This window comes from Streptomyces marispadix (genome assembly GCF_022524345.1).
Lineage (GTDB): Bacteria > Actinomycetota > Actinomycetes > Streptomycetales > Streptomycetaceae > Streptomyces > Streptomyces marispadix.
The window spans coordinates 3,993,017-4,012,617 of sequence record NZ_JAKWJU010000002.1 but is presented as its reverse complement, the minus strand read 5'-3'; the positions used below and the strand labels follow the sequence as shown (position 1 = coordinate 4,012,617).

General features: G+C 69.9%; 17 protein-coding genes. 2 read left to right on the top strand and 15 right to left on the bottom strand.

Going from position 1 to position 19,601, the window contains the following annotated elements:
• Window position 1: 1 nt before the first annotated feature.
• The 12 genes from nuoL to MMA15_RS16705 all read right to left on the bottom strand — a co-directional run bounded on the left by nuoL (window position 2) and on the right by MMA15_RS16705 (window position 13,299).
• Window positions 2–1,972 carry an NADH-quinone oxidoreductase subunit L gene (nuoL, locus tag MMA15_RS16760; protein ID WP_241060719.1) on the bottom strand — a complete coding sequence of 657 codons (1,971 nt, stop codon included), beginning with the start codon at window positions 1,970–1,972 and terminating at the stop codon, window positions 2–4.
• 13 nt (window positions 1,973–1,985) lie between these two features.
• Window positions 1,986–2,285 carry an NADH-quinone oxidoreductase subunit NuoK gene (gene nuoK, locus MMA15_RS16755; RefSeq protein ID WP_241060717.1) on the bottom strand — a complete coding sequence of 100 codons (300 nt, stop codon included), beginning with the start codon at window positions 2,283–2,285 and terminating at the stop codon, window positions 1,986–1,988.
• Complete coding sequence (locus tag MMA15_RS16750) at window positions 2,282–3,265, bottom strand: NADH-quinone oxidoreductase subunit J (protein WP_372498349.1); 984 nt, start codon at window positions 3,263–3,265, stop codon at window positions 2,282–2,284. Before MMA15_RS16750 ends, nuoK begins: the two co-directional genes overlap by 4 nt.
• A 2-nt stretch (window positions 3,266–3,267) precedes the next feature.
• Complete coding sequence (gene nuoI, locus MMA15_RS16745; RefSeq protein WP_241063239.1) at window positions 3,268–3,963, bottom strand: NADH-quinone oxidoreductase subunit NuoI; 696 nt, start codon at window positions 3,961–3,963, stop codon at window positions 3,268–3,270.
• Window positions 3,964–4,036: 73 nt separating this feature from the next.
• Window positions 4,037–5,449, bottom strand: a complete 1,413-nt coding sequence (gene nuoH, locus MMA15_RS16740) for an NADH-quinone oxidoreductase subunit NuoH (protein ID WP_241060715.1) — start codon at window positions 5,447–5,449, stop codon at window positions 4,037–4,039.
• Between the two features lie 103 nt (window positions 5,450–5,552).
• Window positions 5,553–7,997 carry an NADH-quinone oxidoreductase subunit G gene (locus MMA15_RS16735; protein WP_308290551.1) on the bottom strand — a complete coding sequence of 815 codons (2,445 nt, stop codon included), beginning with the start codon at window positions 7,995–7,997 and terminating at the stop codon, window positions 5,553–5,555.
• A gap of 82 nt (window positions 7,998–8,079) precedes the next feature.
• Window positions 8,080–9,426 (bottom strand): NADH-quinone oxidoreductase subunit NuoF, encoded by a 1,347-nt coding sequence (nuoF, locus tag MMA15_RS16730; RefSeq protein ID WP_241060713.1) that lies wholly within the window; start codon window positions 9,424–9,426, stop codon window positions 8,080–8,082.
• Window positions 9,426–10,280 (bottom strand): NADH-quinone oxidoreductase subunit NuoE, encoded by an 855-nt coding sequence (gene nuoE, locus MMA15_RS16725; protein ID WP_372498348.1) that lies wholly within the window; start codon window positions 10,278–10,280, stop codon window positions 9,426–9,428. The genes nuoF and nuoE overlap by 1 nt, the downstream gene beginning before the upstream one ends.
• A gap of 50 nt (window positions 10,281–10,330) precedes the next feature.
• Window positions 10,331–11,656 carry an NADH-quinone oxidoreductase subunit D gene (locus MMA15_RS16720; RefSeq protein WP_241060709.1) on the bottom strand — a complete coding sequence of 442 codons (1,326 nt, stop codon included), beginning with the start codon at window positions 11,654–11,656 and terminating at the stop codon, window positions 10,331–10,333.
• Window positions 11,656–12,375: an NADH-quinone oxidoreductase subunit C gene (locus MMA15_RS16715; protein ID WP_241060707.1), complete on the bottom strand. Its 720-nt coding sequence runs from the start codon at window positions 12,373–12,375 to the stop codon at window positions 11,656–11,658. The genes MMA15_RS16720 and MMA15_RS16715 overlap by 1 nt, the downstream gene beginning before the upstream one ends.
• Window positions 12,372–12,926, bottom strand: coding sequence for a NuoB/complex I 20 kDa subunit family protein (locus MMA15_RS16710; protein ID WP_241060705.1), 555 nt, complete (start codon window positions 12,924–12,926; stop codon window positions 12,372–12,374). The genes MMA15_RS16715 and MMA15_RS16710 overlap by 4 nt, the downstream gene beginning before the upstream one ends.
• Before the next feature lie 13 nt (window positions 12,927–12,939).
• Window positions 12,940–13,299, bottom strand: a complete 360-nt coding sequence (locus tag MMA15_RS16705) for an NADH-quinone oxidoreductase subunit A (RefSeq protein WP_055488006.1) — start codon at window positions 13,297–13,299, stop codon at window positions 12,940–12,942.
• A gap of 885 nt (window positions 13,300–14,184) precedes the next feature.
• Between MMA15_RS16705 and MMA15_RS16700 the strand changes: the two genes are divergently transcribed.
• Window positions 14,185–14,958 carry a C40 family peptidase gene (locus MMA15_RS16700; RefSeq protein ID WP_241060703.1) on the top strand — a complete coding sequence of 258 codons (774 nt, stop codon included), beginning with the start codon at window positions 14,185–14,187 and terminating at the stop codon, window positions 14,956–14,958.
• Window positions 14,959–15,124: 166 nt separating this feature from the next.
• Here MMA15_RS16700 and MMA15_RS16695 read toward each other — a convergent pair whose 3' ends face one another.
• Both MMA15_RS16695 and MMA15_RS16690 read right to left on the bottom strand, forming a co-directional pair.
• Complete coding sequence (locus MMA15_RS16695; protein ID WP_241060701.1) at window positions 15,125–15,970, bottom strand: hypothetical protein; 846 nt, start codon at window positions 15,968–15,970, stop codon at window positions 15,125–15,127.
• A gap of 32 nt (window positions 15,971–16,002) precedes the next feature.
• Window positions 16,003–16,845 (bottom strand): peptidoglycan recognition protein family protein, encoded by an 843-nt coding sequence (locus MMA15_RS16690; protein WP_241060699.1) that lies wholly within the window; start codon window positions 16,843–16,845, stop codon window positions 16,003–16,005.
• A gap of 279 nt (window positions 16,846–17,124) precedes the next feature.
• Here MMA15_RS16690 and MMA15_RS16685 point away from each other — a divergent pair, with 279 nt between their 5' ends.
• The gene (locus tag MMA15_RS16685) at window positions 17,125–18,132 is read left to right on the top strand and encodes an ArsR/SmtB family transcription factor (RefSeq protein ID WP_241060697.1); all 1,008 of its coding nucleotides are present in this window, start codon (window positions 17,125–17,127) and stop codon (window positions 18,130–18,132) included.
• Between the two features lie 150 nt (window positions 18,133–18,282).
• Here MMA15_RS16685 and MMA15_RS16680 read toward each other — a convergent pair whose 3' ends face one another.
• Window positions 18,283–19,566 carry a geranylgeranyl reductase family protein gene (locus MMA15_RS16680; protein WP_241060695.1) on the bottom strand — a complete coding sequence of 428 codons (1,284 nt, stop codon included), beginning with the start codon at window positions 19,564–19,566 and terminating at the stop codon, window positions 18,283–18,285.
• Between the last annotated feature and the right edge of the window lie 35 nt (window positions 19,567–19,601).

The window sequence follows — 19,601 nt, the reverse complement described above, 5'->3', positions numbered from 1 at the left end:
CTCAGACCGCCCTCATCAGCAGGGTCGCGGCGACCAGGATCGCCGCGCCGCCGAACATCGAGACCGCGTACGAGCGGACGAAACCGTTCTGGACCCGGCGCGTACGGCCGGAGAGTCCGCCGAAGGCGGCGGCGGTGCCGTTGACGGCTCCGTCGACCACCTTGTTGTCGGCGTAGACGAGCCCGCGCGTCAGATACTCGCCGGGCTTGACCAGGGCGACGTGGTTGAAGTCGTCCTGGAGCAGGTCGCGACGGGCAGCACGCGTCAGCAGGCTGCCGCGCGGCGCCACCGAGGGCACCGGCCTGCGGCCGTACTGGAGCCAGGCTCCGGCGACACCGAGCACGAGCGCCACGACCGTGGCGCCGGTCACCGCGGCGGCCGAGACCGGCGGGTGTCCGTGCTCGAACTGCGTGACGGGCTCCAGCCAGTGCACGAAGGACTCCCCCGCCTTGAACAGGCCGCCCGCGAAGACCGATCCGAAGGCCAGCACGATCATGGGGACCGTCATGACCCTCGGCGACTCGTGGGGGTGCGGCTCGCCGTGCTCGCCGTGCACCTCCGCCGCAGGCTCTGGGGGCACCCCCGGCCGAAGGCTGGGGGAACTCGGCTCGTCCGGCGACGGCGTCGTACGGCGCCAGCGCTCCTCGCCGAAGAAGGTCAGCAGCATCACGCGCGTCATGTAGTACGCGGTGATCGCGGCGCCGACCAGGGTGACCGCGCCGAGGATCCAGCCCTGCGTGCCGCCCCTGGCGAACGCGGCCTCGATGATCTGGTCCTTGGAGAAGAACCCGGAGAGGCCGGGGAAGCCGATGATGGCGAGATAGCCGAGCCCGAACGTCACGAAGGTGACCGGCATGTACTTGCGGAGGCCGCCGTACTTGCGCATGTCGACCTCGTCGTTCATGCCGTGCATCACCGAGCCGGCACCGAGGAAGAGGCCCGCCTTGAAGAAGCCGTGCGTGACGAGGTGCATGATCGCGAACGCGTAGCCGATCGGGCCGAGTCCGGCCGCCAGCACCATGTAGCCGATCTGCGACATCGTCGAACCGGCCAGCGCCTTCTTGATGTCGTCCTTGGCGCAACCGACGATCGCACCGAAGAGCAGCGTGACCGCACCGACGACCACGACGGCCGTCTGCGCGTCCGGCGCACCGTTGAAGATCGCTCCGGAGCGGGTGATGAGGTAGACGCCCGCGGTCACCATCGTCGCGGCGTGGATGAGGGCCGAGACCGGGGTCGGGCCCTCCATCGCGTCGCCCAGCCAGGACTGGAGCGGCACCTGCGCGGACTTGCCGCACGCGGCGAGCAGCAGCATCAGCCCGATCGCGGTCAGCTTGCCCTCGCCCGCGTCCGTCGCGTTCTCCAGTACGGGCGCGAAGGTGAAGGTGCCGAACGTGGTGAACATCAGGAAGATCGCGATGGCCAGGCCCGCGTCGCCGACGCGGTTGACCAGGAACGCCTTCTTCGCCGCCACGGCCGCGCTCGGCTTGAACTGCCAGAAGCCGATCAGCAGGTACGAGGCGAGGCCCACGCCCTCCCAGCCGACGTACAGCAGCAGGTAGTTGTCGGCGAGTACGAGCAGCAGCATCGCCGCGAGGAAGAGGTTGAGATAGCCGAAGAAGCGGCGGCGGGAGACATCGTGCTCCATGTAGCCGACCGAGTAGATGTGGATCAGCGTGCCCACACCGGTGATCAGCAGCACGAACGTCATGGAGAGCTGGTCGAGTTGGAAGGCGACGTCCGCCTGGAAGCTCTCCACCGGCACCCAGCTGAAGAGATGCTGGTGCATGGCACGGTCGTCCGCGGGCTCGCCGAGCATCCCGGCGAAGAGCGCGGCGCCGGTCACGAACGAGGCACCCGCGAGCAGCACTCCCAGCCAGTGCCCGCTCCGGTCGAGTTTGCTGCCGCCGCACAGCAGCACCGCCGCACCCAGCAGCGGGAAGCCGACGAGCAGTCCGATCAATGACTCCACTGGTTCGTACCCCTTACAGCTTCATCAGGCTGGCGTCGTCGACCGAGGCCGAGTGACGGGAGCGGTACATCATCACGATGATCGCCAGACCGACCACGACCTCGGCGGCGGCGACGACCATGACGAAGAACGCCATGATCTGCCCGTCGAGATTGCCGTGAATCCGGGAGAAGGCGACCAGTGTCAAGTTCGCCGCGTTCAGCATCAGTTCGATGCACATGAACACCACGATGGCGTTACGCCTGATCAGCACCCCGGCGGCGCCGATGGTGAACAGCAACGCGGCGAGATAGACGTAGTTGACGGGGCTCACTTGGCGGCCTCCTCTTCCCGGACCTGGTCCCGGTCGCCTTCGCGGGCCTTACGGGCCTCACGACCGCCGCGTCCTTCGTCGTCGGCGTCGTCCACGTCCCGCTCCGGGTCGTGGGGTTCGCCGTACATCCGTCCGATGCGCTCGGTCTGGCCGTGGCTGTCGGCGGTGCGCTGCTCCAGCGCCGCGACCCGGTGCAGTGCGTCCTGGCCGACCTCGCGCACCTGGCCGCGCTGCCGCAGCGTCGCGCTGATGGTCAGCTCGGACGGCGTGCCGTCGGGCAGCAGTCCGGGGCGGTCGACGGCGTTGTGCCGTGCGTACACGCCGGGTGCGGGCAGCGGCGGAAGCTGCTTGCCGGACTTGACGCGCTCCTCGGCCTGTTCGCGCTGGGACTTGGTCTTCTCGATGCGCTCGCGGTGCGTCAGCAGCGTCGCGCCGACTGCGGCGACGGTCAGCAGCGCGCCCACCACCTCGAAGGCGACGACGTACTTGGTGAACAGCAGCGAGGCCAGCGCCGGCACGTTGCCGCCGTCGTTGGCGCGGGCGAGACCGGTGAAGGTGTGCACCGACGCCTGGCCGATGCCGGAGACGAGGAGCACGCCCAGCCCCAGACCGCAGGCCGCCGCGAGCCAGCGCTGGCCCTTGAGCGTCTCCTTGAGGGAGTCGGCGGCGCTCACGCCCACCAGCATCAGCACGAAGAGGAAGAGCATCATCACGGCGCCGGTGTAGACGACGATCTGCACGATGCCCAGGAAGTAGGCGCCGTTGGCGAGGTAGAAGAGCGCCAGGATCACCATGGTGCCCGCGAGGCACAGCGCCGAGTGCACCGCGCGGCGCAGCAGCACGGTGCCGAGCGCACCGAGCACCGCGACGGTGCCCAGCACCCAGAACCCCGCGGTCTCACCGGTCGAGGTGGAGGCGGCGGCCAGGTCGAGCGCTCCGGCGGACGAGGTCATGGCGGGCGTGGCGAGCATGGCGGCCATGGTCACCTTCCCTCCTTCGAGTCGTTCCCGGAGCGGTTGCCCTGGGCCCGTACGGCCGTGCCCTGTTCACCGGTGTCCGCCTCGGCGGCGTCGCGCGAGGACGGGTCGACGCCGTCGGCGTCGGCTCCGGAGGGGGCGTCGGTGACCAGCGGGCTGGCGGCGGGCTCCGCGGCTCCGAACGTCCCTGCCGACTCCTGCGGGTCGCCGGTGTCGGTCACGGTCTGCTGCTCGGTGCCGGGAGCGGCGGCGGTGACGAGCCCGCGGTAGTAGTCCTTCTCCGTCATGCCCGGGTAGATGGCGTGCGGAGAGTCGACCATGCCGTCCTCCAGGCCCGCGAGCAGCTCCTTCTTGGTGTAGATGAGCGACTCGCGGGAGGAGTCGGCGAGTTCGTACTCGTTCGTCATCGTCAGCGCCCGCGTCGGGCACGCCTCTACGCACAGGCCGCACAGGATGCAGCGCAGATAGTTGATCTGGTAGACGCGTCCGTAGCGCTCGCCCGGCGAGTAGCGCTCCTCGTCGGTGTTGTCGGCGCCCTCCACGTAGATGGCGTCCGCGGGGCAGGCCCAGGCGCACAGTTCACAGCCGACGCACTTCTCCAGCCCGTCGGGGTGCCGGTTGAGCTGGTGGCGGCCGTGGAAGCGGGGTGCCGTCGGCTTCTTGTACTCGGGGTACTGCTCCGTCAGCCGCTTCTTGAACATGTCCTTGAAGGTCACGCCGAAGCCGGCCACGGAGCTGCGCGGGGTCTTGGGGTGCAGCCCCTGTGCGTCGTTGTCAGGCACCGTCGGCCTCCTTTCCGTCTGTGTTCTGGGCGGCGTCGCCGGACGCGCCGGCATCGCCCGCGGAATCCGACGTCGCGCCGGACGGCCCGACCAGCGTGCGGTCGTGGCGAGAGCGGCGGCGCGGCACCGGCGGCAGCGTCTGCCCGGGCAGCGGCGGCACGGGGAAGCCGCCCGCCATCGGATCGAAGACCTCCGAGGCCGCCTTACGCTGCTCGGCCTCCTCCTCGGCCGCCTCCTTGCGTCCGCGGAAGACGTCGACGACGAAGGAGAGCAGCAGGATCGCGAGCGCGGCGCCCGCGACCCAGTAGACGATCCCCGCGAAGTCGTAGCCCTCGTTGCGCATGGCCCGCACGGTGGCGACGAGCATCAGCCACACCAGGGAAACGGGGATGAGGACCTTCCAGCCCAGCTTCATGAACTGGTCGTAGCGCACACGCGGGAGCGTGCCGCGGATCCAGACGAAGAAGAAGATCAGGGCGCACACCTTGAGGAAGAACCAAAGCATCGGCCACCAGCCGTGGTTGGCGCCTTCCCAGTACGTGGAGATCGGCGCCGGCGCCCGCCAGCCGCCCAGGAAGAGGGTGGCGGCGAGGGCGGAGAGCGTCACGATGTGCACGTACTCGGCGAGCATGAACAGCGCGAACTTGATGGAGCTGTACTCGGTCTGATAGCCGGCGACGAGGTCGCCCTCGGACTCCGGCATGTCGAAGGGCGCACGGTGCGCCTCGCCGACCATCGACACCATGTAGATCAGGAACGACACCGGCAGCAGCGCCGCGAACCAGGTGTCCTGCTGGGCGTCCACGATCGCCGACGTCGACATCGAGCCGGAGTAGAGGAAGACCGCCGCGAAGCTCAGGCCCATCGCGATCTCGTAGCTGATGACCTGAGCGGTGGCGCGGACCGCGCCGAGCAGCGGGTACGTCGAGTTCGACGACCAGCCCGCGAGGACCACGCCGTAGGCGCCGATGGAGGCCGTGGCCAGGATGTACAGCGCCGCCACCGGGAGGTCGGTGAGCTGCATCGCCGTACGGGTGCCGAAGATCGACACCTCGTTGCCGGGAGGCCCGAACGGGATCACGGCGATCGCCATGAACGCCGGGATCGCGCCCAGCACCGGTGCGAGCAGATAGACGACCTTGTCGGCGCCTTTGACGACGACGTCTTCCTTCAGCATCAGCTTCACGCCGTCGGCGAGGGACTGGAGCATGCCCCACGGGCCGTGCCGGTTGGGGCCGATGCGCAACTGCATCCACGCGACGACCTTGCGCTCCATCACGATGGAGATCAGCACCGTCACCATCAGGAACGCGAAGCAGAAGACGGCCTTGAGCGCGATCAGCCAGATCGGGTCGTGCCCGAAGAACGAGAGGTCCTCCTCGGCGAGCCGGACGGTGCCGTTCACGCGGTCACCTCCTCGATGCGGGCGCACGCGCTGCGCACGTCGACCGGACGGACGGCCGCTGCGGCCGCAGCCGCGGCCCGCCGCCTCACCTTCAACAGCGCGGTCACGCGCTCACCTCCTCTTGTGCGGCGCGGTCGCGCGGTCCGGGTGCGGGTGCGATACGGACCAGCTCGCCCGGGAGGGCGCCCGTGTCCGACTGGACGCCGCCGCCCACCGAGTTCAGCGGGAGCCACACCACCCGGTCGGGCATCGGCGTGATCTCCAGGGGCAGTTGGACGCTGCCGAGCGGCCCCGAGACCGACAGCACCTCGCCGTCGGCCACGCCCGCCTCGGCCGCGGTGGCCTTGGAGAGCCGGGCGCGGGCGGGGTGCCTCGTACCGGCCAGCGCCTCGTCGCCGTCCTGGAGCCTGCCCTGGTCGAGCAGCAGCCGGTGTCCCGCGAGCACCGCCTCGCCCTTGCCCGCCTGCGGGGTGGAGGAGGCGGGGGCCGCGGCGTTGCCACGGGTGAAGGAGTCCTCGACGTCGCCCGCGTCCCAGTGGCCGAGCCGGTCGATCTCGCCGCGGATGGTCCTCACGTCCGGCAGCCCGAGATGTACGTCGAGGGCGTCGGCGAGCATGTGCAGCACCCTCGCGTCGGGCTGGACGTGGCGTCGCGTCATCTGGTCCGCCTTGAGCGACGCCTCGAACGGCCTTGCCCTGCCTTCCCAGTTGAGGAAGGTGCCGGGCTTCTCCACCACCGCCGAGACCGGGAGTACGACGTCGGCGCGGTCGGTGACCTCGCTCGGCCGAAGCTCCAGGCTGACGACGAAGCCGACCTCGTCGAGGGCCTGGGCGGCTCGTGCCGGGTCGGGCAGATCGGCGAGTTCGACGCCGCCGACGACCAGTGCGTCCAGTTCGCCGTCGACGGCCGCGTCGACGATGCCGGCAGTGTCACGGCCCGGCGCGGCGGGCAGTTCGGCCAGTCCCCATGCGCGGGCGACCTCGTGGCGTGCGCGGGCGTCGTTCGCGGGGCGGGCGCCTGGCAGCAGCGTCGGCAGCGCGCCCGCCTCGACGGCGCCGCGCTCACCGGCACGACGCGGGATCCACACCAGCCGGGCGCCGGTCGCGGTGGCCGTGCGTACGGCAGCGGTCAGCGCGCCCGGCACCGCGGCCAGCCGCTCGCCGACGATGATCACGGAGCCTTCGGCGCGCAGCGCGTCGGCCGCGGCCTCACCGGCCGCGTCGAGCCCGACCCGTCCGGACAGCGCGTCCAGCCACTCGGTCTCGGTGCCGGGTGCGGCCGGCAGCAGCGTGCCGCCCGCCTTCTCCAGGCCGCGGGTGGCGTACGAGGCGAGGGAGAAGGTGCGCTGGCCGCGCTTGCGCATGGCCTTGCGCAGCCTCAGGAAGACGCCGGGCGCCTCCTCCTCGGCCTCGAAGCCCACGAGCAGCACGGCCGGTGCGGCCTCCAGCGCGCTGTAGGTGATGCCGGTGCCGTCCAGGTCGCGGCCGTGGCCCGCGACCCGCTCGGCCAGGAACGCGGCCTCCTCGCGGGAGTGCACCCGTGCGCGGAAGTCGATGTCGTTGGTGCCGAGCGCGACCCGCGCGAACTTGGCGTACGCGTAGGCGTCCTCGACGGTGACCCGGCCGCCGGTGAGCACACCGGCACGTCCGCGGGCGCCGGCGAGTCCGCGTGCGGCGGCCTCCAGGGCCTCCGGCCAGCTCGCGGGCGCCAGTTCACCGTCGTCGCCGCGTACGAGCGGGGTCGTGAGGCGGTCGGGGCGCTGTGCGTATCGGAAGGCGAAGCGGCCCTTGTCGCAGAGCCATTCCTCGTTGACCTCGGGGTCGTCGGCGGCCATCCGGCGCATGACCTTGCCGCGCCGGTGGTCGGTGCGCGTCGCGCAACCGCCCGAGCAGTGCTCGCACACCGACGGCGAGGAGACCAGGTCGAAGGGGCGGGAGCGGAAGCGGTACGCCGACGAAGTCAGCGCTCCCACCGGGCAGATCTGGATCGTGTTGCCGGAGAAGTACGACTGGAACGGGTCGCCCTCGCCGGTGCCGATCTGCTGGAGGGCGCCGCGCTCCAGCATCTCGATCATCGGGTCGCCGGCGATCTGGTTGGAGAAGCGGGTGCAGCGCGCGCACAGCACGCACCGCTCGCGGTCCAGCAGCACCTGGTCGGAGATCGGCACCGGCTTGGCGAAGGTGCGCTTGGCGCCCTCGAAGCGGGTGTCGGGATCGCCGGTGGACATCGCCTGGTTCTGGAGGGGGCACTCGCCGCCCTTGTCGCAGACGGGGCAGTCCAGCGGGTGGTTGATGAGCAGCAGCTCCATCACACCGCGCTGTGCCTTCTCCGCCACGGGCGAGGAGAGCTGCGTCTTGACGACCATCCCGTCGGTGCAGGTGATCGTGCAGGAGGCCATCGGCTTGCGCTGGCCCTCGACTTCGACGATGCACTGGCGGCAGGCGCCGACCGGGTCGAGCAGCGGGTGGTCGCAGAAGCGCGGGATCTCGATGCCCAGCTTCTCGGCGGCCCGGATGACCAGCGTGCCCTTGGGCACGGAGATCTCCACCCCGTCGATCGTCAGGGAGACCAGGTCCTCGGGCGGACGGTCCGCCTCGCCCCCGAGGAGGTCTTCGCGTCTGTGGTGACTGTCACGCCTTCACCTCCGGGTGAGCGGTCTGGTGGCGGTCGGCCCAGATGACCGACCTGGCCGGGTCGAAGGGGCAGCCGCCCTCGTCGATGTGCTGCTCGTACTCCTCGCGGAAGTACTTCAGCGAGGAGTAGATCGGTGAGGCGGCGCCGTCGCCGAGCGCGCAGAAGGACTTGCCGTTGATGTTGTCCTGGATGTCGTCGATCTTGTCGATGTCGGCCTTCGTGGCCTTGCCCGCCTCGAAGTCGCGCAGCAACTGGACGAGCCAGTACGTGCCTTCGCGGCACGGCGTGCACTTGCCGCAGGACTCGTGTGCGTAGAACTCCGTCCAGCGCGTGACCGCCCGTACGACACATGTCGTCTCGTCGAAGCACTGGAGGGCCTTGGTGCCGAGCATCGACCCGGCGGCGCCCACGCCCTCGTAGTCGAGGGGCACGTCGAGGTGCTCGTCGGTGAGCAGCGGCGTCGAAGAGCCGCCCGGCGTCCAGAACTTCAGCCGGTGACCGGGCCGCATGCCGCCGCTCATCTCCAGGAGCTGCCGCAGCGTGATGCCGAGCGGCGCCTCGTACTGGCCGGGGTTGGCGACATGGCCGCTGAGGGAGTACAGCGTGAAGCCGGGGGACTTCTCGCTGCCCATCGAGCGGAACCACTCCTTGCCCTTGTTGATCAGGGCGGGGACCGAGGCGATGGACTCGACGTTGTTGACGACGGTCGGGCAGGCGTAGAGACCGGCGACGGCCGGGAACGGCGGCCGCAGCCGCGGCTGTCCGCGCCGCCCCTCCAGGGAGTCCAGCAGCGCGGTCTCCTCACCGCAGATGTACGCGCCGGCACCGGCGTGGACCGTCAGCTCCAGGTCCTTGCCCTCGCCGAGGGCGTTCTTGCCGAGCAGTCCCGCCTCGTACGCCTCGCGGACCGCGAGATGCAGCCGCCGCAGTACGGGCACGACCTCGCCCCGCAGATAGATGAAGGCGTGGGAGGAGCGGATCGCGTGGCAGGCGATGATGATGCCCTCGATGAGGGAGTGCGGGTTGGCGAACATCAGCGGGATGTCCTTGCAGGTGCCCGGCTCCGACTCGTCGGCGTTGACGACGAGGTAGTGCGGCTTGTCGTCGCCCTGCGGGATGAACTGCCACTTCATGCCCGTCGGGAAGCCGGCGCCGCCGCGTCCGCGCAGGCCCGCGTCCTTCACGTACGCGATGACGTCGTCCGGCGGCATGGCGAGCGCCTTCTTCAGGCCCGCGTATCCGTCGTGGCGGCGCTTGTACGTCTGAAGCGTCCACGCCTCGGGCTCGTCCCAGTACGCGGAGAGGACGGGGGTGAGCAGCTTCTCCGGTGATTCCGTCGCCATTACTCGCTCTCCTCCCCGGTCTCCGGGCGGATCGGGCCCGCGTCGCTGGCCGGGTCGGACGCAGAGGTCGACTGCGGCAGATCGTGCGAACTGGGGTGGCTCTCGGGGGCCTCCTCGCCGGGGAGCGGCACCGGCTGGTCCGCGGGGCCGGGCGGCCCCGGCGGGTGTGCGAGCCGGTTGGCGGGCGCCTCGCCCCTGGCCAGGCGCAGCCCGGCGATGGAGGGTTCACCGCCGCCGCCGGTGGCCTCGACGGCGCCGGGGCGCTCGTCGGGGAAGCCGGCGAGGATGCGTGCCGTCTCCTTGAAGGTGCACAGCGGGGCGCCGCGCGTGGGGGCGACCTCGCGTCCGGCGCGCAGGTCGTCGACCAACTGCCGTGCGGACTCGGGCGTCTGGTTGTCGAAGAACTCCCAGTTGACCATCACCACGGGGGCGTAGTCGCAGGCGGCGTTGCACTCGATGTGCTCGAGGGTGACCTTGCCGTCCTCGGTGGTCTCGTTGTTGCCGACGCCGAGGTGCTCCTTGAGGTCGTCGAAGATGGCGTCGCCGCCCATCACCGCGCAGAGGGTGTTGGTGCACACGCCGACCTGGTAGTCCCCGGAGGGCTTGCGCCGGTACATCGAGTAGAACGTCGCGACGGCGTTCACCTCGGCCGTCGTCAGCTCCAGCATCTCTGCGCAGAAGCGCTGCCCGGTGGGCGTCACATGGCCTTCCTCGGACTGCACGAGGTGCAGCAGCGGCAGCAGCGCCGAGCGGCTGTCGGGGTAGCGGGCGATGATCGCGCGTGCGTCCGGCTCCAGCCGCTCTCGTACGTCGGCCGGGTAGTCCGGCGCGGGCATCGCGGGGATGCCGAGCATCGGGGCTTCGGGGGCCGGACCCTGTCGGTGGGCGCTGTCGGGCGCGGTGGTCATCGGTCGACGCCTCCCATCACGGGGTCGATGGACGCCACGGCCACGATCACGTCGGCGACCTGGCCGCCTTCGCACATCGCCGCCATGGCTTCGAGGTTGGTGAAGGAGGGGTCACGGAAGTGCACGCGGTACGGGCGGGTGCCGCCGTCGCTCACGGCGTGCACGCCGAGTTCGCCCTTCGGGGACTCCACCGCCGCGTACGCCTGCCCCGGCGGGACCCGGAAGCCCTCGGTGACCAGCTTGAAGTGGTGGATGAGGGCTTCCATGGAGGTGCCCATGATGTTCTTGATGTGGTCGAGGGAGTTGCCCAGTCCGTCGGGCCCGAGGGCGAGTTGGGCGGGCCAGGCGATCTTCTTGTCGCCGACCATGACGGGACCGGGCTCCAGGCGGTCGATGCACTGCTCGATGATGCGCAGCGACTGCCGCATCTCCTCCAGGCGCAGCAGGAAGCGTCCGTAGGAGTCGCAGGTGTCGACCGTCGGCACCTCGAAGTCGTACGTCTCGTAACCGCAGTACGGCTGCGACTTGCGCAGGTCGTGCGGGAGTCCGGCGGAGCGCAGGATCGGGCCGGTGGCGCCGAGGGCCATGCAGCCGGCGAGGTCGAGATAGCCGACGTCCTGAAGGCGTGCCTTGAAGACCGGGTTGCCGGAGCAGAGCGCGTCGTACTCGGGCAGGTTCTTCTTCATCTTCTTCACGAACTCGCGCAGTGCGTCGACCGTGCCGGGCGGCAGGTCCTGGGCGAGACCGCCCGGGCGGATGAACGCGTGGTTCATCCGCAGCCCGGTGATCAACTCATAGAGGTCCAGGACGTGTTCGCGGTCCCGGAAGCCGAAGATCATGACGGTGGTGGCGCCGAGCTCCATGCCGCCGGTGGCGATGGCCACCAGGTGGGAGGAGAGCCGGTTCAGCTCCATCAGCAGCACGCGGATGACGTTGGCCCGGTCGGGGATGTCGTCCTCGATGCCGAGGAGCTTCTCCACGGCCATGCAGTACGCCGCCTCGTTGAAGAACGGCGTGAGGTAGTCCATGCGCGTAACGAACGTCGTGCCCTGCGTCCACGTCCGGTACTCGAGGTTCTTCTCGATGCCGGTGTGGAGATAGCCGATGCCGCAGCGGGCCTCGGTGACCGTCTCGCCGTCGATCTCCAGGATGAGCCGGAGCACACCGTGCGTGGAGGGGTGCTGCGGGCCCATGTTGACGATGATCCGCTCGTCGTCGCTGCGGGCGGCAGCGGCGGCGACCTCGTCCCAGTCGCCGCCGGTGACGTCGTAGACGGTGCCCTCGGTGGTCTCGCGGATGCCCGCGGGTGCGTGTGTACTCATCAGCTGTACGACCTCCGCTGGTCGGGAGCCGGGATCTGGGCGCCCTTGTACTCGACGGGGATGCCGCCGAGTGGGTAGTCCTTGCGCTGCGGGAAGCCCTGCCAGTCGTCGGGCATCATGATCCGCGTCAGCGCGGGATGACCGTCGAAGATCAGGCCGAAGAAGTCGTAAGTCTCGCGCTCGTGCCAGTCGTTGGTCGGGTAGACCTCGACGATCGAGGGGACGTGCGGGTCGGCGTCGGGGGCGCTGACCTCCAGCCGGATCACCCTGTTGTGGGTGATCGAGCGCAGGTGGTAGACGGCGTGCAGCTCACGGCCCTTGTCGCCGGGGAAGTGGACGCCGCTGACGCCGGTGCACAGCTCGAACCGCAGCGCCGGGTCGTCCCGGAGGGTCCGCGCCACCTGGAGCAGGTGCTCACGGGCGATGTGGAACGTCATCTCGCCGCGGTCGATCACCGTCTTCTCGATGGCGTCCTCGGGTGCGAGGCCCTGCTCCTCCAGGGCGCCCTCCAACTCGTCGGCCACCTCGTCGAAGTAGCCGCCGTAGGGGCGTCCGCTCGCGCCCGGCAGCCGGACGGTGCGGACGAGGCCGCCGTAACCCGAGGTGTCGCCGCCCTTGTCGGCGCCGAACATGCCGCGCCGTACGCCGATGACCTCACCGGCGTCCTGGCGCGGCGCGGGCACGGAACCGTTCGTGCCGTTTCCGTTTGCGTCGCTCACCTCAGCAGCCCCTTCATCTCGATCGTCGGAACCGCCTTGCGCGCGGCCTCCTCCGCCTCACGGGCTGCCTGCTCGCGGTTGACGCCGAGCTTCTCGCCCTTCACGTGCTCGTGGAGCTTGAGGATCGAGTCGAGGAGCATCTCGGGACGCGGCGGGCAGCCGGGCAGATAGATGTCGACGGGCACGATGTGGTCGACGCCCTGCACGATCGCGTAGTTGTTGAACATCCCGCCGGACGAGGCGCAAACGCCCATGGAGATGACCCACTTCGGGTTGGGCATCTGGTCGTAGACCTGCCGCAGCACCGGAGCCATCTTCTGGCTGACGCGCCCGGCCACGATCATGAGGTCGGCCTGGCGCGGCGATCCGCGGAAGACCTCCATGCCGAACCGGGCGAGGTCGTAGCGTCCCGCGCCCGTCGTCATCATCTCGATGGCACAGCAGGCGAGTCCGAAGGTCGCCGGGAACATGGACGACTTGCGCACCCAGCCCGCGGCCTGCTCGACGGTGGTCAGCAGGAAGCCGCTCGGCAGCTTCTCTTCGAGTCCCATTGAGTACCTGCCCCTAATCCCATTCCAGGCCGCCGCGCCGCCAGTCGTAGGCGTACGCGACGCCGATGAGGGCGACGAAGACCAGCATTTCGGCGAGGCCGAAGATCCCGAGGGAGTCGAAGTGGACCGCCCACGGGTAGAGAAAGACGATTTCGATGTCGAAGACGATGAAGAGCATCGCCGTCAGGTAGTACTTGACCGGGAAACGCCCGCCGCCGGCCGGCTGCGGAGTGGGCTCGATGCCGCACTCGTACGCCTCCAGCTTGGCCCTGTTGTAGCGCTTGGGGCCGATGACCGATGCCGCGACCACCGAGAAGATCGCGAAGGCCGCCGCGATGGCTCCCAGTACAAGGATTGGCGTGTAGGCGTTCACCGCTCCCCGCTCCTTCCAGTCGACCCTGGGGCCCCTACCGGACCGGTGGGACCGGAGGGCCGTCGACGCTGACTGCCGGCTGTCCGCCGGGCGAATGTCCCGCCTCCATGAAGATCGCTTCTATGTGAGGCAGTTCACAAGCCCTTGCGGGAGGCATCCTATGCCTGGGGCTTGTGATCTGCGACACGGGGTCCCTGTAGGAGTTTGTGATCTCCAACACGCGGCATCGAAACCGCACGTCAGAGGGATGACGATCTTCAATTGCGAAGGGTCGCAAGGCCTTTCGTCGCACCCGTCGCCAACTGGCCCCACGAGAGGCGTTCGCGCGCCTCGGAGCGGGGGCGAGGGGCCCGGAGAGTGCGGGGGCGAATTCACGGCGAGCCCCGCCAACCGATATCCGAACGAGACCCGCGCGCAGCGGGAACGAGACCCGGTACACCCTGCCCGGAAAGCACCCTTCGAGTGACTCGCCCGCTGATCGCCTCCCGGCGGCGACGGGGGGTGTTCGTGAACGGCAGCACAAACACCCCGCGTTGATCACTTCCTTCACGCTTCACGCATCGGATCTCCGCATCACAAAAGGGGATGACATCGGATCAAACGCCCATTCATGAACAGAGTTGACAGTGGGCGAGTGACCTGCGCCACAGGGCTCGATGGCAGCCCCTGCCACCTTTGCCGAGACCCCCTGCGGGGTGATATGCGCCGACGGAGATGCGCGCAATACGGACAACTACCTGGTCACAGCCCCGTAGTTGGGCGCAAGGCCGTGACCGTTTCGAGACCTTCGAAGATCGACTCCGGCTCAACTGGACGAAACCGGCGCCACTGTGGCGCATCGCACCTTCTTTGAACGGATCATCCCCGCCCTGCTATCCATGCCCCATGTCCCGGAACGCTCACATACCCAGACACCGGAAACCCCGCAGCAGCAACGTGAACAGGGCGCTGCGCGCGGGGGCGACCGGCGGCGTCTTGGGAGCGGTCGCACTCACCACGGCCATCTCCCCGGCGTCCTCGGCAGCCGAGAAGCAGGATGAAGCCGCCGAGACAGTCGAATTGGCCTCCGCGAGCCACACCGTCGAACAGTCGACGGCGAAGGCGGCCGACTCGCTCAAGACCAACGCGCTACAGCGCCAGGTGGACCAGGCAGAGGCCAAGGCCGCCGACAGCGCGCAGGACGCGGCGCACACGGCCCGCAAGAAGGCCGAGGCGGCGAAGCGCAAGGCGGAGGCCGCGCGCAAGGAGGCCGCCGCGGACCGCGCTTCGCGCACCAGCGAGCGCACCACCCTCTCCGCGGGCAGCGGCAACGTCGCCGGGCTCATCAGCTTCCTCAAGGCCCAGGTCGGCAAGTCCTATGTGATGGGCGCCAGCGGGCCCTCCGCCTACGACTGCTCGGGCCTGACCCAGGCGGCCTTCAAGCAGCTCGGCGTGAGCCTGCCGCGTACCTCGCAGGCGCAGTCCACCCAGGGCACGTCCGTCTCCATGGACTCGCTCCAGCAGGGCGACCTCCTCTACTGGGGCGGCTCGGGCAGCGCCTACCACGTCGGGGTCTACGTAGGCGACGGCAAGTTCATCGGCGCGCAGAACTCCTCCACGGGCGTCGTGGAGAAGCCGCTGGACTACGACCCGCCGACGGGCGCGATGCGCCTCCTCTGACGGCTCCGGTCCACGCCGACGGGTCCGGCCGCGCCGAAGGACGCGACCGGCACCAGAACACGCGAAAGGGGCCCGCCGCCGCCCGGGTCCGGGCGGCGGCGGGCCCCTTCGTCGTTCTCCCGGCCTGTCGTGCCGCCGCGTCGGCGGCAGTCGGCCGCAACCTCCGTCAGCGCTGCGGCACATCCGGGAGCAGGGCGTCCGGGTGGTCGATGAAGATGTTCGTCATGAAGCCGTTGAACTGCGGGACGTGCGCCCACCACGGATTGCTGAAACCTTCGGTGTTGACGAGGTCGCCGCGCTGCTGGAAGTCGACGGTGACCTTCGTCGGCCCGTTGAGGGTGTGCACCACGGGCGAGTCCAGCTTGGGCTCGCTGTGCACCTTGACCCCGGTCCCCCAGGTCCCGAACTCCCGGCCCCCCGGCTGCGGTTGGCCCGGACCGGGCTGCGGCGGCGCGCCGCCGTCCACTGCCGCCGCCGTCTGCTGGAGCAACCGGCGTGCCTCTCCCTCGGCCTGGTCGTACCTCTCGGGGTAGGCGGAGCGCTGCACGCTCTGCGCGAGGTGCCCGGTGGACTGGTTCTTGTCCTTCGCGTCGGACGCGACGGCCCGCTCGAAGTACGAGCGCGACGCATGACTCACGTCCAGGATCTGCTCGGGAGTGCCCCAGCCCTGCGACGGCCGCTGCTGGAAGACGCCGAGCGAGTCGCTGTCGCCGTGGTTGAGGTTGCGCATCCCCGATTCCACGATTCCGGTCTCGAACGCGGACAGCATCACCTTGTCGTTGACGTTCATCTCCCGGCCGACCCGGTAGACCGTCTTTGCTGCTTCGAGGTCGTAGGCCATGGACTTCCCCCTGGTCTGCTGCGGACTGCTCTGGTTCGTAGACGCCGCTCCGGCGGGAGCGGACTGCTGCGGACTCTGCGCGCTCTGCGCGTCCCCGGTGTCCTTCTCTTCCGTGTCGCCGAGGCGGGCCAGTTGCCGCTTGCCCCAGTCACGGATCTCTTCGAGGGCCATGGTGCTCCCTTGCGTCGTCCTTCCGGCCGGGCTCAGTTCTGGGGGACTCCGGGCAGCAGGGAGTCCGGGTGATCGATGTAGATGTTCGTCATGAAGCCGTTGAACTGCGGGACGTGCGCCCACCACGGATTGCTGAAGCCGTCGGCGACGACGAGGTCGCCGCGGCGCTGGAAGTCGACGGTGACCTTCGTCGGCCCGTTGAGGGTGTGCACCACGGGCGAGTCCAGCTTGGGCTCGCTGTGCACCTTGACCCCGGTCCCCCAGGTCCCGAACTCCCGGCCTCCCGGCTGCGGTTGGCCGGGAGAGGGCGCGGGCGCCGGACCGCCCTGCCCGTTGAGGTGCTTCTCCACCTCCGTGCGGAAACCGTCCATGTCGCCCGGCCAGAACGCCGGATCGCTCTTCCGCTCGGGCGCCCACTCCTTGTGCCCGATGGCCCGCGACGCAGGCTGGTGCACGTGCTTGAGCAGGGCGGCGACCCCGCGCGGGTACGCGTCGAGCTGCTCGGGCGTCCAGTCCGGGCGGGTGCCCACCGACTCCGCTTCCACGCCGATCATGTACTCGTTGCCCTCGTTCTTCGGCACGCTCTCCCACGGGCCGCCCGTGCCAGCGTGGTACGCGATGCCGGCGGCGATGACGATCCAGGTGCCGTCCCGGCCCAGCCCCAACTGGGCACGGGGCCCCGGCAGCGACGAGTCGCCGTCCCTGACGATGTTCAGGCTCGGGTAGTTGCCCTCCGCCGGGCCCGCGGTGTGGTGCAGCATGATTCCCCGTACGTCACCCATCTCGCCGTGACCGCGGGTCTGCCAGCCGTTCTCTTCCTGGACCTTCAGGCCGCCCTGCCTGAGCACATCGGCCAACCACGTCATGTTCGGCATGAGGTGTCCCCCCGTTTCCCTAGTGGCGATACCAAGAGCCTTACGGTGCGGGGCAGTCGGGCCCCTGACCGGCCCTGTGTCCGTGCGTACGTCCCACACTCCACGGCGTGCGCCCGCGCACCAAACCCGTTCGACCTGACTCAAAAAGCGCAGGCGGCGACGGGTCCGGCGAACGAACAGGTTGACAGCGAAACGCACGGGCGCTGCATCCTGAGGAAGCACGAATCCCGGGGAGCTTTGTCCTCCTCGGGCCACGGGGGAGAGAAAGAGGTACCGGCCATGCCGATCCGCATCCACTTCGGAGCCGACGACCTGGCGAGGACTCAAGTCGCGAGCGCACTCGATCCGTTGTGGGAGACGCTGCTCAGCCTGCACCTGCTTCAGGAGCGCCACGGAGAGACGGTCTTCGGAAGATGGCGGGAACGCACGCGCTCACGGCTGCCGGTATCCGTGCGGAACCTCCTCTTCCCGCTCGCGCCGCCCCGCGGCTATTCGCCGGACTTCCTCACTCCTTCCGAGTCCGCCGACGGGCTGGAGGCGGGCCTCGAAGCCCTCCGCCGCACGTCGCGCGAGCGGCTGCGCACCGATATGCGCAGGCTCGCCGCGAGCCGCCACGTACCGGTGTGGGCGAGGGACGTGGGTCCTCGCGGCCTGGAGCGTCTGGCCGACGCGGTCGGCAGCTACCACGAGCTGGCCCTCGCCCCGTACCAGTCGCAGATCCGGGGCCACTTGGAGGCGGACCGTGCGGAGCGCGCCCAGCGCATGCTGAACGGCGGCGTCGCGGGACTGCTCGACGGTCTCCATCCGAATCTGAGCTGGGAGCCCCCCGTACTGGAGCTGCGGGGTACCCGCGTGGACCGCGACATGTGTCTGCACGGGCGCGGCCTGCGCCTCGTCCCGTCGTTCTTCTGCCGGCGCAATCCCGTGACGCTGCGCGATCCGGCCCTCCAGCCGGTGCTCGTCTACCCGGTCCAGCACGAGTCGGGGTGGGCGGACGCCGAGCGGCGACGGCGCCCGGAGAGCCGGCAGAACCCCTGTGCGGCACTGCTCGGCCGGACCCGCGCCGCGGCCCTGGAAATGGTCGCCTCGGGATGCACCACATCGGAGCTGGCCCGCCACCTCGACGTCTCACCGGCCACGGCCTCGCACCATACGGCGGTCCTCCGGGACGCGGGCCTGATCACCTCGCATCGTGCGGGCGGCAACGTCCGCCATACGCTGGGCACTCTGGGCTCTGCGCTGCTGGAGCAGGCGTCACCCACGGGCGAGGCGCTGCCGACCGCGTGATGCGGGGCGGCGCCCGGCCGGGCGCGGCGGTCGCGGAGGGCCGCCTCCCGCTCGGCACCCCGCGCGAGGCGGGAGCCGACGGTCTCCGCGAACTGGCCGGTACCGCCGACGGGTTCGGCTTCCTCGGGCCGGCGCGCCCGGGGGGAGTCGCTACGCTCGCGGCGCGACCTTGCTGAGCCCGTTGATGACGCGGTCCATCGCGTCGCCGCCCGACGGGTCCGTCAGATTGGCGAGCATCTTCAACGCGAAGCGCATCAGCAGCGGGTGGGACAGACCGCGCTCCGTCGCCACCTTCATCACCTTCGGATTGCCGATGAGCTTCACGAAGGCGCGGCCCAGCGTGTAGTAGCCCCCGTAGGTCTCCTTGAGGATCTTCGGGTAGCGGCGCAGGGCCAGTTCGCGCTGTGCGGGAGTGGCGCGTGCCTGCGCCTGGACGATGGTCTCCGCGGCGATGACAGCCGACTCCATGGCGTATGCGATGCCTTCGCCGTTGAACGGGTTCACCAGGCCGCCCGCATCGCCGACGAGCAACAGCCCACGCGTGTAGTGCGGCTGCCGGTTGAAGGCCATCGGGAGCGCGGCACCGCGGATGGGGCCCGTCATGTTCTCCGGGGTGTAGCCCCACTCCTCGGGCATGGACGCCGTCCACGCCTTGAGGATCTCCCGCCAGTCCAGCTCCTTGAAGTCCTCCGAGGTGTTGAGGACGCCGAGGCCGACGTTGCTGGTGCCGTCGCCCATGCCGAACACCCAGCCGTAGCCGGGCAGCAGACGGTCCTGACCGCCGCGCCTGTCCCACAGCTCCAGCCAGGACTCCAGATAGTCGTCGTCGTGGCGGGGCGAGGTGAAGTACGTGCGCACGGCCACGCCCATGGGCCGGTCCTCGCGCCTGTGCAGGCCCATCTTCACGGACAGGCGCGTGGAGTTGCCGTCCGCGGCGACGACGAGCGGCGCGTGGAAGGTGACCGGCGTCTTCTCCTCGCCGAGCTTGGCGTGTACGCCGGTGATGCGGCCCGCGGCGTCGAGGATCGGCTCGCCGACATTGCAGCGCTCGTACATCCGGGCACCGGCCTTCTCGGCCTGCCGGGCGAGCTGCTCGTCGAAGTCGTCGCGCTTGCGCACGAGTCCGTAGTCGGGGTAGCTGGCCAGCTCCGGCCAGTCCAGCTCCAGGCGCTGACCGCCGCCGATGATGCGCAGGCCCTTGTTGCGCAGCCAGCCCGCCTCCTCGGAGATGTCGATGCCCATCGCGGTCAACTGCTTGGCGGCGCGCGGCGTAAGGCCGTCGCCGCACACCTTCTCGCGCGGGAACGCGGTCTTCTCCAGCAGGAGCACGTCCAGGCCGCTGCGGGCGAGGTGGTAGGCGGTGGTGGCCCCGGCGGGGCCGGCACCTACGACGATCACATCAGCGGTCCGCTCGGAGGTGACGGTGTCGGTCACGAGGACTCCCGCAAAGGCTGGGTACTGGGCAGTTG